Below are 13,250 nucleotides of genomic sequence, written 5' to 3'. Positions count from 1 at the left end.
CTGTGTATAAGAGACAGGGGTCGGGGTCGGGGTCGGTGTCGCCGCGCTCGCCGTACCAGTGGGCCAGCCGGCCGCGCCGCGCGACCGCCCGCAGGCGGCGCTCGACCTGCACACGGGCGGCGCTGGTGGTGACGATGAGCACGTCGTCGCCCTCCCGCAGCAACGTGACGGGCTCGGGGACGATGGTGTCGCCGTCACGGATGATCAGCACGACGTTCGACGGCGCAGGCAGGCGCAGTTCGAAGATCTCCACTCCGTGCAGGCGGGAGCCGGGCGGGATGGTGAGCGTGAGCAGGTCGGCGCCCAGCACGTCCAGCGGGGCGGCCTCGATGGTCACCTCCCTGGTCTGGCCGGGCTGGGTGATGCCCAGCAGCCTGGCCACCGCCGGCAGCACAGGCCCCTGGACGAGGACGAACAGCGCCACCAGCACGAACACGATGTTCAGCAGCTGTTGGCTGCCGGGCACCGCCGCGACGATGGGGAAGGTGGCCAGCACGATCGGCACCGCACCCCGCAGTCCCGCCCAGGAGATGAACGCCTGCTCCCGCCAGCCCGAACGGAAGAAAAGCAGGCAGGCGACCACCGACACGGGCCTGGCCACCAGCAGCAGCACCAGGCCGACGACGATGGCCGGCAGCACCGCGCCGCCCAGCTCGCTCGGGTCGACCAGCAGGCCCAGCATGACGAACAGGCCGATCTGCGCCAGCCACCCGACGCCCTCGGCGAAGGAGCGCGTGGCGGCGCGATGCGGCAGGACCGCGTTGCCGAGCACGATGCCGGCCAGGTAGGCGGCCATGAAACCGGACGCGCCCGCGCCGCCGGCCGCGGCGAACGCGATCACGCCGAGCCCCAGGGTCGCCAGCGGGTACAGGCCCGTGGCCGGCAGCGCCACGTAGCGCAGCGCCGCCGTCCCCGCCCAGCCGATCAGCAGCCCGATCACCGCCCCCGCCACCAGCTGGTAGGTGACCTGCCCCGCCACGGCGGCCGGGCCGGGCAGGTCAGCGGCGGCGGCGCTGAACACCAGCACCAGGATGACGGTGGGAGCGTCGTTGAACCCGGACTCGGCCTCCACCAGGCCCGCCGCCCGGCGCGGCAGCGGCAGCGACCGCAGCACCGAAAACACCGCGGCCGCGTCCGTGGAGGACACGATCGCGCCCAGCAGCAGCGCCAGCTGCCAGTCCATGCCCAGCAGGAAGTGGGCGCCCGCGGCGGTGACCAGGACGCTGACCGCGACGCCCGCCGTGGCCAGCAGCGCCGACGGCAGCACCAGCCGGCGCAGGTCGGTCCACCTGGTGCTCAGGCCGCCCTCGATGAGGATGATCGCCAGGGCCGAGGTGCCGCGATGAGCTCGCCCCGCAGCGGCACCTGGACATCGTCGACGTCCAGGAGCGTGACGCGCACACCCCACCGGCCGGTCGCCTCGCTGATCCGCTCCGCCGTCTCCGCGCCGCTCCGGCTGATCATCGCCGGCAGGTCCGCCAGATCGACCTCGGCGATCTGGCGGCGCAACTCCCTCTCGGCGACGACCGTGGCGGCCGCCAGCGGCCCGTCCATCGCCATCGCGAACCGGACCGGATCGCTCACCTCGGCCACGGCGCCGGCCTTGACCCGCACCGCCACGCCATCGCGGGTGACCGCCCCGGCACAGAACAGGTCCAGGCACATCAACCGCAACGACACCCGCACCGCGCGCTCCACCCCGGGCCACACGACCACCAGCCCGGGCCCGCGCACGCCGGCGACCCGTCCCAGCCGGTGCACCACCCATTCCCGAGGGGAGCCACCCTGTAGACGCGAGCGCGTCCCTCAGACGACGGCGTGCCCGGCCGGGTTGGAACCCGGCCGGGCACGCCGACCCCCGCGACCTTACGCCGGATGACCGGCCAGATCCTGCGTCCCCGCGCCGTCGGCGTCCGCACGCACCCGATGGCTCGCCGGCCCCGGCCCCGCCCCCCGGTCGCGCTTGCGCGTCACCACGACGTACAACGTCGGCACCAGGACCAGCGTCAGCAGCGTCGAGGAGATCAGACCACCGATCACCACGATCGCCAGCGGCTGCGAGATGAAACCGCCCGAACCCGTCACCCCCAGCGCCATCGGCGTCAGCGCGCAGATCGTGGCCACCGCCGTCATCAGGATGGGCCGCAACCTGCGCCGGCCGCCCTCGATCACCGCCTCCACCACGCCCATGCCCTGATCCCGGTACTGGTTGATCAGGTCGATCAGCACGATCGCGTTCGTCACCACGATCCCGATCAGCATCAGCATGCCGATCAGCGCCGGCACGCCCAGCGCCGTGTCCGTGGCCACCAGCAGCCCGATCGCGCCCGTCGCCGCGAACGGGATCGACACCAGCAGGATCACCGGCTGGATGAAGCTGCGGAACGTCGCCACCATGATCAGGAAGACGATCGCGATCGCCGCCAGCATCGCCATGCCGAGGTCGGCGAACGCGTCGGCCTGGTCGGCGGACACCCCGCCGATCTCGTACGACACCCCCGCGGCCAGCGTCAGCCCGTCCAGCTTCGTCGTCAGCGCCTGCGTCACGCTGCCCAGGTCGGCCGCGTCCGCCTTGGCCGACACCGTCGCGGACCGCTCACCGTCGATCCTGGTCACCTGCGTCGGCCCGGCCACCTCCCGCACGTCGGCCACCGACGACAACTTCACCATCCCGGCGGGCGTCGGCAACTTCAGATCCTCGATCGCCTCGACGTCGTCCGGCGCGTCGGCCCCGCGCAGCACCAGGTCGCTCGCCCGCCCGTCCAGCGTGATCTGGCCCAGCGGCGCGCCGCGGAAGGCCTGCGCGACCGCCTGCCCCACCTGCGCCTCCGACAGGCCCCGCTCGGCGGCCTCCTCCCGGTCCACCACGACCTCGACCCGCGGCGCGCTCGACTCCAGGTCGGACGACACGTCCTTCAGCCCGGAGACCTCGCCCATCGCCGCCGCGACCGTGTCGGCCGCCGCACGCAGCTCCTCGGCGTCGGGAGCCTGCACGATCACGTCGATCGTGTCGGAGGAGAACCCGGCCGCCTGCGCGCCCACCGTGACCTCGCCGACCCCCGACAGGCCCGCGACCCCGTCGCGCAGCGCCTGCTCGATCTTCACGGTGTCGGCGCCCTCCTCGAGGGTCACCGAGTACGAGGCCCGGTCCGCGCCGCCGCCGACCGCCCCGCCCGACATCGCGTTTCCGCCGCCCACGTTCACCTGGTACGTCTCCACGCCGTCCAGGCCGGCCAGCACCTCCTCGACCTTCTGCGCCGCCTGGTCGGTCGTCTTCAGATCGGTGCCCACCGGCATCCGCTGCGACAGGGAGATCGTGTTCTGGCCCGAAGCGTCCAGGAAGTTCGTCTGCAGCCCGCCGGCCAGCCCCATCGTGCCGACGAACACCGCCACCCCGATCAGCACCGTCACCAGCTTGAAACGGGTCGCGAACCGCAGCACGGGAAGGTAGGACCGCTGCAGCGGCGAGCGCAGCTCCTTCGCCTCGGCCTCCTCACGCTGCTTGCGCGCCTGCTCCGGCGTCAGCGCGGGCGCCTTCAGGAACCAGTACGCCAGCACCGGCACCACCGTCAGCGACACCACCAGCGAGGCCAGCAACGCCACCGCCACCGTGATCGCGAACGGGCTGAACAGCTCGCCCACCATGCCGCCCACGATCGCGATCGGCGCGAACACCGCCACCGTGGTCAGCGTCGAAGCCGTCACCGCCCCCGACACCTCGCGCACCGCCGTCAAGATCGCCTGAAGCTTCGCCTCGCCGTAACCGAGATGCCGCTTGATGTTCTCCAGCACCACGATCGAGTCGTCGACCACGCGGCCCACCGCGATCGTCAGCGCGCCCAGCGTCAGCATGTTCAGCGAATAGTCGCCCGCCCACAACACGATCAGCGCGATCACCACCGACAGCGGGATCGACACCGCCGTCACCAGCGTCGACCGCACCGACAGCAGGAACACCAGGATCACCAGGACCGCGAACACCAGACCCAGCAGGCCCTCGGTGGTCAGGCTCTCGATCGACTCCTCCACGTACGGCGCCTGGTCGAACACCACCGACACCGCCGTGTCCGACGAGTCGCCCAGCGCCCTGGTCAGCTCGGGCAGCTTCTCCCGGACGTCGTGCGAGATCGCCACCGCGTTGCCGTCGGGCGTCATCGTCACCGCCACGCCCAGGCTCGTCCTGCCGTCCGTACGCGTGAGCGTCGTCGCCTCCGCCAGGCCACGCTTGATCTCGGCGACGTCACCCAGCTTCACCGGCTTGAGCGGCTTCGGCCTGACCGGCTGCTGCGCGACCGCCCCCTGATCAGGCTGACCCTGCGCCTGGCCCTGGGGACGGCCCTGCTGCTGACCCTGCGCCTGGCTCTGCTGCTGGCCCTGGGGACGACCCTGCTGCTGAGACTGGGGCCGGCCGGGCTGCTGCTGGGCCTGCTGGGGGGTCGCCGCCGGCTGGGCGGGCGTCAGGTACAGGCTCTCCAGCTCGGACACCGAGTCGACCCGCGAACCCACCTGGACCGTCAGCGCCTTGCCGTCATCGGTCAGCGTCCCCGCCGGGATCGGCGTGCCGTTCGCCCTCAGCACCTCGGGAATCTGCGCCGCCGACACCCCCGCCAGCGCCATCTTCTCGGCATCAGGCTCGATCGTCACGACCTCCTCGCGGGTTCCCGTGACCGACACCTCGCGCACGCCCTCGACGCCCTGCAACTCCGGCACCAGGATCCGGCGCAGCTTGTCGGCCATCGACCGCTCGTCACCGCCGTCGCCCACCGCCAGCACCAGCACCGGGATGTCATCGGTGTTGCCCGCCACCACCTGGGGCTCGACGCCCTCCGGGAACGTCACCCGGTTGATGGCCTGCTGCATCTTGTTCACCGACGACTCGACGTCGGTGCCGTACTCGAAGGCCACCTGGATCTGCGCCAGGCCCTCCTTCGAGGTCGAGGTCATCTGCTCCATCCCGGCGAGCCCCTGGAAGGAGTCCTCGATCGGCTTGGTGACCTGGTCCTCGACGATCTCGGGCGAGGCGCCGGGGAACGGCGCCACCACGAACGCGCCGGGGAACGACAAGGACGGCAGCAACTGCTGTTTCAGCTGAGGGATGGCGAACGCGCCGAACGCGCTGAGCACCACCGCGATCAGGATCACAAGGCTGCGGTTGACCAGGCTCAACCGGGCGAAAGCGGTCATGGGCTCCCCTCCAAGAGTTCGCCACAGACTAACACTTCGCCTGATACGAATATTTAGACAGGCCGAGACTTCCTGATAACCTTCTCAGGAAGGCGAGAGGTGAGTGTGAGCAGCGAACGCGAAGACCTGATCCACCGGATCACCGATACCCAGCGTGGCCTCGGGCGACTGTTCGCCCAGCACCACTCCCCCCTGTTCACCTCCAACCTCACCATGCGACAGCTCAAGGTCGTCATGCTCCTGGCGATCAACGGGTCCTCCTCCGGCCAGCACCTCGCCCACGCGCTCGGCGTCGGCCTCGGCACCGTCACCGGCATCGTCGACCGCCTCGTCGCCCAGGGCCTGGCCAGCCGGCACGAAGACCCCCACGACCGGCGCGTGCGCCGCGTCGAGCTCACCCCCGAGGGCACCGCACTCATCGAAGAGATCAACAACGCCGGCCACGAACACTACCGCCGCATCATGGACCACCTCGACCTGGAGACGCTGCGCGCCCTCGACCACGTCACCCGCACCATCCACGAGGTCGCCGCCAAGCTCACCCCGGGCAACGAGACCTGCCGGCAGTAGCGGTCGCGGGGCTCGTCGCCGGGAATGCGGCCCGGGACGTCAGGATCGTTGTGCCAGGCCACCGCCTTTACAAAGTAGATTTCTCGGCCATCCGGGACAGGACGTCCGGCAGTTCACCCTCGTGCACCACCGTCAGCCGCCGCGTCGCCCGCGTCACCGCGACGTACAGGTCCTGCCCGCCCATCGGCGACTGGTCCAGGATGCCCTGCGGATCCACCACCACGACCGCGTCGAACTCCAGCCCCTTGGCCTGCCCCACCGTCAGCACCACCACCGGCGCCTCCAGCTCCCCCTCCGGGAACAATCGCGCCACCTCGGCGTGCCGCGCGTCCGGAGTCACCACGCCCACCCGGCCCGCGCCGATCTCCGCACCGATCTCCGCACCGATCTCGGCACCGTTCCCCGCGCCGATCTCCGGGCCGATCTCGGCGCCGACCTCCGCCAGCTCCGCCTCCACGAGCGCCGGCAGATCGGCCGGCAGATCCGCCGCCGTGAGGCGCACGGCCCGCGGCTCCGCCCCGCCCGACCGCACCGACTCGGGCGGCTCCTGCTCCGGCGCGAACGCCCGCAGCACGTCCGCCGCCACCCGCATGATCTCCACCGGCGTGCGGTAGTTCACCAGCAGCCGCTCCACCCGCCAGCGGCCCTCCAGATGGGGGTCGAGCACCTCCCCCCACGAACGCGCCCCCGCCGCCGACCCCGTCTGCGCCAGGTCACCCACCACGGTCAGCGACTTCGCCGGCACCCGCCGCATGACCATCCGCCAGGCCATCGGCGACAGCTCCTGCGCCTCGTCCACGATCACGTGCCCGTAGGCCCACGAACGGTCGGCCACCGCCCGGTCGGCCGTGGTCAGGCCCGAGCCGTCGTCGGCGTGCCGCTCGGCCAGCACGTCGGCGCGCTCGAAGATGCCCTGCTCGGCCACGCCCGTCGACTCCAGCACCTCCCGGGCGTAGCGCTCCTGCTCGGCCCACTCCTGGTCGGCCTCCCTGGCCGCCATCCGCCGGGCCGAGTCGTCCTCGCCCAGCAACTCGGCCGCCTCGTCCAGCAACGGCACGTCGCCCGGCGTCCAGGCGGAGCCGGGCGGGCGTACCAGCTCCTGCCAGGCAAGGCCCGGCGGAGCCACCGACCGCAACGTCTCCGCCGACGACAGCAGGTCGTCGATCAGCCGATGCGGCGTCAGCTCCGGCCACAGCCCGTCCACCGCGCGCCGGATCTCCGGTTCGCCCCACAACCGCCGCGAGGCCAGCTCCAGATCGATCTCGTCCAGATCGGCCTCCAGATCGAGCGGCTCGCTCAGCTCCGGATCGCCCTCCACCTCCAGCTCCTCGATGTGCAGCGACTCCTCCAGCGCCCGCGCCTCCGCCCTGGCCAGCTCCTTCAGCAGCTCGCTCACGTACAGCTTGCGCGCCATGTTGTGCGGCAGCCGCACCGCCCGCGCCCGCTCGCGCAACCGCGCGCACACCTCGTACGGCACCCGCAACCGCAGCCCGTCCAGCTCCACGACCAGATCGCCGTCCGGCACCGCCTGGCGCAGCGCCAGCGCCCCGGCCACCACCTCGGCCATGCGCGGATCGCCCTTGGCCACCGCCGCGGCCGGGGAGTCGGCCGCACACGCCCGCACCCCCGGGAACATCTCCCCCACCGTGGCCATCACCACCTGCGTCTCGCCCAGCGCCGGCAGCACCTGACTGATGTAGCGCAGGAACATCGGGTTGGGGCCCACCACCAGCACCCCGCGCCGCTCCAGCGTGTCGCGGTGGGTGTAGAGCAGGTACGCCGCCCGGTGCAGCGCCGCCACCGTCTTGCCGGTGCCAGGACCGCCCTGTACCACCAGTGCCCCCTGCAGCGAGGAGCGGATCACCCGGTCCTGCTCGGTCTGGATGGTGGCCACCACGTCCCCCATCCGGCCCGTCCGCCCCCGGCGCAACGCCGCCAGCAGCGCCGCCTCGCCCACCAGCGTGCGCCGGTCGCCGTCGCTCATGCCGTCGAGGTCGAACACCTCGTCGTCGATGCCGACCACCGTGCGGTCCTTCAGGTGCAGGTGCCTGCGGCGCACCAGCCCGCCGGGATCGGTGGCGGTGGCCACGTAGAACGGCCGGGCCGCCGGCGCCCGCCAGTCGATCAGCACCGACTCGTGCTCCTCGTCACGCAGGCCGATCCTGCCGATGTACGTGCTCTGCCCGGAGCCGTCGTCGATGCGGCCGAAACACAGACCCCGCTCGACCGCGTTCAGCTGGGCCAGCCGCCGCGCCTGCTCCGAGGCCATCGCCTCGCGCTCGACCATCGCCTGGCGGGTGCCCGTCGCCCGGCCGTATGCCGTGCGCAGTGCCTCCTCCGCCCGCTGCCGGGCGGCGTCGAGCCGGCCGTACAGCCACGACACGGCACGCTGCTCGCTGTCAAGGGCTTGCGCGAAACCATCTTGACGATTAGTCATTCGGTGGTATACTCCTAACGGGAGGGCTGTAGACGCTCATGCTAGGTAAGGCAGCATTCGAGCTTAACCCCGCCGTGCCCTCGCGCGCAAACCCCTTCGCGCCCTCGCCTCCCTCGCAGGCGTGTGCCGGGGAGCCGGTAACCGGCGTGGCACGGGCCGCCGAACTCGATCACGCGCCGACTTCCGCGATGGGCAAGGGGCCCTCCTCCTCGTGGCCCGACGAACATGACTGCTCCAGGCCGCGGCCGTAGTGACCGCACTCGCCCCCAGGGCACAGGTCCGGACACCGTGAGCAAGCGTGGAGCGCGTGCCACCGCCGTGCGGGGCTGCGCGGCGGGTGTGCGAAGATCCCGCAGCTCAGGACCGTTCGGCGGCTGGCGCGACGTTGGTCTGCGGCACCCCGTATCGTCGTGAGTGAGGAGGCGACGATGGCGGAGACGACCACGATTCGCGTGCGCCGCGTCTACGACGAGCCGACCGCCGATGACGGCACCCGGGTGCTGGTCGACCGGGTCTGGCCGCGCGGTATGGCCAAAGACCGGGCACACCTCGACGAATGGTGCAAGCAGGTCGCGCCCTCGGCGGAACTGCGCACCTGGTACGCGCACGACCCCGAGCGCTTCGAGGAGTTCGCCCGCCGCTACCGCAGCGAGCTGGAAGGCCCCGAACGTGCCCAGGCCCTCGCCCACCTGCGCGAACTCGCCGCGGACCGGCCGCTCACCCTGCTCACCTCGACCCGGCGCCCCGAGATCAGCCAGGCGGCCGTGCTCGCCGACGTGCTCGGCACGTAGGCCGCGCAGCGGGCGATCCCACCGCCCTTGAGGCTTTCCGCCCGGTTCGCGCGGATCTCGACCGATGCGCCAGGAGCGGCGGTCATGATGGCGTGCCGCTCGGATTTCTGGCGAGCACACAGGCCACGGGCGGGTCGAGCTCGAGGGTCTCGACCCGCAGAGAGGCGTAACCAGCCCGGGTGAGCAGGTCCTGGAGCTCTCGGGCGGCCCGGGCCGTGGTGTCCCGGGTGGCGCCGGGGCAGCGGGGCTGGCTGACCAGCGCGATGCGTCCTGCGGGGCGGAGCAGCCGGCGCAGCTCGCGGAGCCGCTCCACCGGATCGGGCCAGAGCCCCACGGAGTTGACGGCGAGGATGGCATCGAGCGGATCGCCGAAGCCCGGCAACCGCTCCACGGAGGCGTGCGTGAGGTGCACGCGCTGGGCGCGGACGGCGGCGGCGTTGCGACGGGCCGCCTGCCGCACCATGACCTGCGAGTGGTCGACGCCGAAGACGTGGCCCCGGGTGGCGCGCGCGGCGAGCCCGGCGATGGCGACCCCCGGACCGAAGCCGATCTCGAGCACCCGGTCGGCGGGCTGCACGTCCAGCAACGACACCGCCCAGAGGTTGCGCTGCCGGTTGGAGGGGCGGTGAGCGAACATCCACCCGACCGCCCGCCCGGCGATGCCCCTGGGCTGGTGCGCCTGGCGTACCAATGTTCTGATCGCACGTTGCTTGAGAGATGTCCCTGCTGTCTGCATGATCGCCAGTCAACGGCTTCAAGTACGCTTGAAGTCAAATGGGCGAGCAGGTGTTGACGATTGGCGAGCTGGCGAGCCGCACCGGCGTCGCCACCTCCGCTCTGCGCTACTGGGAGGAGCTCGGCCTGCTGCCGGCGCCGGCCCGGGTCTCAGGCCAACGGCGTTACCCGCCATCGGCGGTCGGCCAGGTCGGCCTGGTGATAGTGCTGCGAGGTGTCGGCTTCACGTTGCGGGAGGTCAAGGCGTTCATCACGGCTCGTTCGCCGGCCGGCGACGGCTGGCGGGAGCTGTACCGACGCAAGCTCACCGAGCTGGATCAACGGATCGCCCAGGCTCAGGTGGCACGCACTGCCATCGTCCACGGCTTGGCCTGCCCGCACGAGGACATCTCCGAGTGCCCCACCTTCGCCAGGGGGATCGCGGCGCTCCTGGCGGGGTCTCCTCTCGAAGAGGCTCACGAAAGGGCTCACTCGCCTGACCATGCCGTCGAGACGGACGGCCCACCTACGGGGGACGCGTACATCACGGATGAGGCCGTGAGACCGGAACGGCCTACGATCATGGTCCACCCAAGCCTCAGACCCTCCGAGCCGGGATGCTAGTTTGGCGCTCCATGTCGGACTATCTGCGCGAGCTGTTCTCCCTGCACGGCCGGCGCGCCCTGATCACCGGCGGCAGCTCCGGGATCGGGTACGTCATCGCCGAGGCCATCGGCCGCGCCGGAGCCGAGGTCGTGGTGGTCGCCCGCAGACAGGGCCCCTTGGACGAGGCCGTCACCCGGCTGCGCGAGCACGGCGTCACCGCCTCCTCGATCAGCGCCGACCTCGGCGACCGTGGCGACGTCGAGCGCGTCTGCGCCGCCGCGGGCACCATCGACATCCTGGTCAACGACGCCGGCAACAACATCCGCAGGCCCATGGCCGAGCTCACCGTCGACGACTACGAGCGCACCCTGGCCGTGCACCTCACCGCGCCGTACCTGCTCGGCCAGCACTTCGGCCCTCAGATGGCGGGCCGCGGCTGGGGACGCATCATCAACCTCGGCTCCCAGCAGTCGATCCGCGCCTTCGGCGACAGCGGGGTCTACGGCGCGGCCAAAGCCGCCCTCGCCGGGCTGACCCGCTCCCAGGCCGAGGCGTGGTCGGCCAGCGGGGTGTGCGTCAACACGATCATCCCCGGATTCGTGCTGACGCCGCTGACCGAACCCGCCCAGGCCGTGCCGGGACGTGTCGAGGCGCTCGCCGCCCGCCACATGACGGGCCGCAACGGCTTGCCCGAGGACTTCGCCGGGGCCGCGGTGTTTCTGGCCGGTGACGCCTCCGCATTTGTCACCGGCCAGATGCTCTTCGTCGACGGCGGGTTCTCGGTGCATTGAGACCGGGTGTTGTCCGGACCCGGCGCCTTTACTTTGTAGATTACTTCCGGCGGATCTGCCGCACCCCCGCCCCCTCGTGCCAGGCGTCCATGACCATCTCGTCGCCCTCGACCCTCGTCCACACCACTTCCGTCAGCTCGATCCGGAACAGGTGAGAGTCGGAATCCGGCAGCTCGAAGGCCTCCAGCACCTCCGCGTCGGTGACCTCCACCGCGCGGCCGGCGAGCTTCACGTCGCCCTCCCACGCCGACGGGTCCTCCATGTCGGGCTCCGCCGAGGCGACGTGGATCGCCATGCGCGGATCGCGCCGCAGGTCGAAAGCCTTGACGGCGCGCGGCATCGAACCCGCCCACAACTCGCCGTCGCGCCAACTCGTCTCGATGCCGCTGACCCGCGGCGAGCCGTCTTTGCGCAGCGTCGCCAGGACCCTGTGCCGGCAGCCCTCCATCAGCCGCCGCGCCACCCCCGCCAGGTCGGGTGCCTGCCGCTCGAACTCCTGCCAGGAAGCCATGGACGCCATCATGGACGACGGCACCGACAGAATCGGCTGCGATCAGGCTCATATGGCGACCGCCCGCCGCTCGGCTGATCGGCCAGGCGCCGAAGCTCAGTGACATGCTGCGCCCCGGGCGTCACCAGGGGGCGCGATCCGGGCGTCCATCGACGCCGACCACGATCCTCTTCCACCCGGCCGCCTCCACCGCGCCAGGCAGGGAGCCGAACCGCGCCCCCTCTGCACGCGCACGTGCCGCCCACGGCAGCGTGGCGGGTCGCCACCTTCGCGGGCCGCCAGGACTAGCACGCACCGCGCGGATACGCACGACCGGTGACGCGGATTCGCACGAACCAGCGGTGACGCGGTCACCAGGTCGCACGCCGGCCAGCAAGGACCCTGGCCAGACCTTGACGGCGCCCGGTTTGGCAAACCCGGCCGCCCTCAGTACGTTAGTAAACGAACCTGCGTTTACTAACGGGAGACCTCCATGACCACCCGCCGCCCGTTCACCTGCTCGGTCTTCATCGGCATCAGCCTCGACGGGTTCATCGCCCGCGAGGACGGCGACCTCCACTGGCTCACCAGCCGGGGCGAGGCCGCCGGCGACGACCTCGGCTACGACGCGTTCATCAGGGACATCGACACCGTCGTCATGGGCCGCGGCACGTACGAACCGGGCCTGACCTACGATCCGTGGCCGCACGAGGACAAGCACGTCGCCGTGCTCAGCAGCACCCTGCCCGAGGGCGCCGACCCCCGCGTCACCGTTCACCGCGACCTCGACGCGCTCCTGCGGCACCTGACCGAGCGCGGCGCCAAGGGCGTCTACGTCGACGGCGGCCAGGTGATCCGCGCCTTCCTACGTGCCGGGCTGATCGACGAGATGACCCTCACGACGGTCCCGGTGCTGCTGGGCACCGGGCTGCCCCTTTTCGGCCCGGTCGGCGGTGACGTCCCGCTCGTCCACGTGTCGACGCAGGTCTTCGGCGCGGGCGTCGTCCAGTCCACCTACCGGGTCGACCGGCCCTCCGGCTGAAGCCCGGCGTTTGCCCAGCTCACGCGGCTTGTGACGGCAGGTCGGCGGTGTAAGACTGGACCTGACGGAAGGGGGAACGTCATGATCGAAGTCAAGAGCATCGACAAGCCTGACGAACGCCGCGACTTCCCGATGGGCCACCTGGAGGTGTGCAACCTCAGCGGGCTCACCTTCGGCGTCGCCACGTTCGAGCCGGGCTGGCGCTGGTCGGTCTCGGTCAAGCCGATCGCGGGGACGGACCTGTGCGAGGTCCACCACAACGGGTTCGTCGCCGAGGGACGCCTGCGCATCCGCATGAACGACGGCACCGAGGCCGAAGTGGGACCGGGCGAGGTCTTCGTCTGCCCGCCGGGACACGACGCCTGGGTCGTCGGCGACCAGCCGGCCATCGTCTACGACTTCGCGGGCGGCGCCGCCGACTACGCCAAGGCCAGGAGCGGCTGATCGCACCGCTTCACCGCCACATTCCGGCCCGCCCTCCACCGGCGCCCGCGCCGGTGGAGGGCGTCACATCTCGCGAAGGACGGGCCGGACACACGGTACGGGACCACGACAAAAGCGCCGTACGAGGCCGAAAGCGGCAACGGCCAACCCCGTACCACGCCGCCCGGACCCGTACCATCCC

Annotated in this window: 12 protein-coding genes; 6 read left to right on the top strand and 6 right to left on the bottom strand. The window is 71.5% G+C overall.

Annotated elements, in window-relative coordinates:
• The 3 genes from E1292_RS45550 to E1292_RS45545 all read right to left on the bottom strand — a co-directional run.
• Positions 1 to 1,408 (bottom strand): potassium/proton antiporter (locus E1292_RS45550; RefSeq protein WP_246090820.1); only part of this gene is annotated, 1,408 nt, incomplete at its 3' end.
• Complete coding sequence (locus E1292_RS54585; protein ID WP_246090818.1) at positions 1,297 to 1,761, bottom strand: SPFH domain-containing protein; 465 nt, start codon at positions 1,759 to 1,761, stop codon at positions 1,297 to 1,299. The genes E1292_RS54585 and E1292_RS45550, both read right to left, overlap by 112 nt.
• Positions 1,762 to 1,866: 105 nt before the next feature.
• The gene (locus E1292_RS45545; protein WP_132606023.1) at positions 1,867 to 5,184 is read right to left on the bottom strand and encodes an efflux RND transporter permease subunit; all 3,318 of its coding nucleotides are present in this window, start codon (positions 5,182 to 5,184) and stop codon (positions 1,867 to 1,869) included.
• Between the two features lie 105 nt (positions 5,185 to 5,289).
• Between E1292_RS45545 and E1292_RS45540 the strand changes: the two genes are divergently transcribed.
• The gene (locus E1292_RS45540; RefSeq protein WP_132606022.1) at positions 5,290 to 5,754 is read left to right on the top strand and encodes a MarR family winged helix-turn-helix transcriptional regulator; all 465 of its coding nucleotides are present in this window, start codon (positions 5,290 to 5,292) and stop codon (positions 5,752 to 5,754) included.
• A 67-nt stretch (positions 5,755 to 5,821) separates the two neighbouring features.
• On the opposite strand, the gene E1292_RS45535 is transcribed toward E1292_RS45540, so the two are convergent.
• Positions 5,822 to 8,191, bottom strand: a complete 2,370-nt coding sequence (locus E1292_RS45535; protein ID WP_132606021.1) for a HelD family protein — start codon at positions 8,189 to 8,191, stop codon at positions 5,822 to 5,824.
• A gap of 428 nt (positions 8,192 to 8,619) precedes the next feature.
• On the opposite strand from E1292_RS45535, the gene E1292_RS45530 reads away from it, so the two are divergent.
• Positions 8,620 to 8,982 carry a DUF488 domain-containing protein gene (locus E1292_RS45530; protein WP_132606020.1) on the top strand — a complete coding sequence of 121 codons (363 nt, stop codon included), beginning with the start codon at positions 8,620 to 8,622 and terminating at the stop codon, positions 8,980 to 8,982.
• Positions 8,983 to 9,064: 82 nt separating this feature from the next.
• Here the strand turns inward: E1292_RS45530 and E1292_RS45525 are convergent, their stop codons facing one another.
• Positions 9,065 to 9,718 (bottom strand): class I SAM-dependent methyltransferase, encoded by a 654-nt coding sequence (locus E1292_RS45525; protein WP_132606019.1) that lies wholly within the window; start codon positions 9,716 to 9,718, stop codon positions 9,065 to 9,067.
• A gap of 50 nt (positions 9,719 to 9,768) precedes the next feature.
• On the opposite strand from E1292_RS45525, the gene E1292_RS45520 reads away from it, so the two are divergent.
• The gene (locus tag E1292_RS45520) at positions 9,769 to 10,320 is read left to right on the top strand and encodes a MerR family transcriptional regulator (protein WP_165975081.1); all 552 of its coding nucleotides are present in this window, start codon (positions 9,769 to 9,771) and stop codon (positions 10,318 to 10,320) included.
• An 11-nt stretch (positions 10,321 to 10,331) separates the two neighbouring features.
• The gene (locus tag E1292_RS45515) at positions 10,332 to 11,093 is read left to right on the top strand and encodes an SDR family NAD(P)-dependent oxidoreductase (RefSeq protein ID WP_132606017.1); all 762 of its coding nucleotides are present in this window, start codon (positions 10,332 to 10,334) and stop codon (positions 11,091 to 11,093) included.
• A 40-nt stretch (positions 11,094 to 11,133) separates the two neighbouring features.
• Here E1292_RS45515 and E1292_RS45510 read toward each other — a convergent pair whose 3' ends face one another.
• Entirely contained in the window at positions 11,134 to 11,604 is a 471-nt protein-coding gene (locus E1292_RS45510) for a pyridoxamine 5'-phosphate oxidase family protein (RefSeq protein ID WP_132606016.1), read from the bottom strand.
• A gap of 472 nt (positions 11,605 to 12,076) precedes the next feature.
• Between E1292_RS45510 and E1292_RS45505 the strand changes: the two genes are divergently transcribed.
• Positions 12,077 to 12,625 carry a dihydrofolate reductase family protein gene (locus E1292_RS45505; protein ID WP_132606015.1) on the top strand — a complete coding sequence of 183 codons (549 nt, stop codon included), beginning with the start codon at positions 12,077 to 12,079 and terminating at the stop codon, positions 12,623 to 12,625.
• Positions 12,626 to 12,706: 81 nt separating this feature from the next.
• A complete protein-coding gene (locus E1292_RS45500; RefSeq protein WP_132606014.1) occupies positions 12,707 to 13,069 on the top strand; it encodes a cupin domain-containing protein in 363 nt (120 codons plus the stop codon).
• Positions 13,070 to 13,250: the final 181 nt, after the last annotated feature.

This window comes from Nonomuraea deserti, assembly GCF_004348685.1.
GTDB classification, from domain to species: Bacteria; Actinomycetota; Actinomycetes; order Streptosporangiales; family Streptosporangiaceae; genus Nonomuraea; species Nonomuraea deserti.
This window is presented reverse-complemented; position numbering and strand designations above follow the sequence as displayed.

What these genes read in the sequence shown, in the direction of transcription:
- E1292_RS45525 (WP_132606019.1), bottom strand. Translation starts at nt 9,718, where the DNA reads ATGCAGACAGCAGGGACATCTCTCAAGCAACGTGCGATCAGAACATTG.
- E1292_RS45530 (WP_132606020.1), top strand. Translation starts at nt 8,620, where the DNA reads ATGGCGGAGACGACCACGATTCGCGTGCGCCGCGTCTACGACGAGCCG.
- E1292_RS45510 (WP_132606016.1), bottom strand. Translation starts at nt 11,604, where the DNA reads ATGGCTTCCTGGCAGGAGTTCGAGCGGCAGGCACCCGACCTGGCGGGG.
- E1292_RS45535 (WP_132606021.1), bottom strand. Translation starts at nt 8,191, where the DNA reads ATGACTAATCGTCAAGATGGTTTCGCGCAAGCCCTTGACAGCGAGCAG.
- E1292_RS45500 (WP_132606014.1), top strand. Translation starts at nt 12,707, where the DNA reads ATGATCGAAGTCAAGAGCATCGACAAGCCTGACGAACGCCGCGACTTC.
- E1292_RS45545 (WP_132606023.1), bottom strand. Translation starts at nt 5,184, where the DNA reads ATGACCGCTTTCGCCCGGTTGAGCCTGGTCAACCGCAGCCTTGTGATC.
- E1292_RS45505 (WP_132606015.1), top strand. Translation starts at nt 12,077, where the DNA reads ATGACCACCCGCCGCCCGTTCACCTGCTCGGTCTTCATCGGCATCAGC.
- E1292_RS45515 (WP_132606017.1), top strand. Translation starts at nt 10,332, where the DNA reads ATGTCGGACTATCTGCGCGAGCTGTTCTCCCTGCACGGCCGGCGCGCC.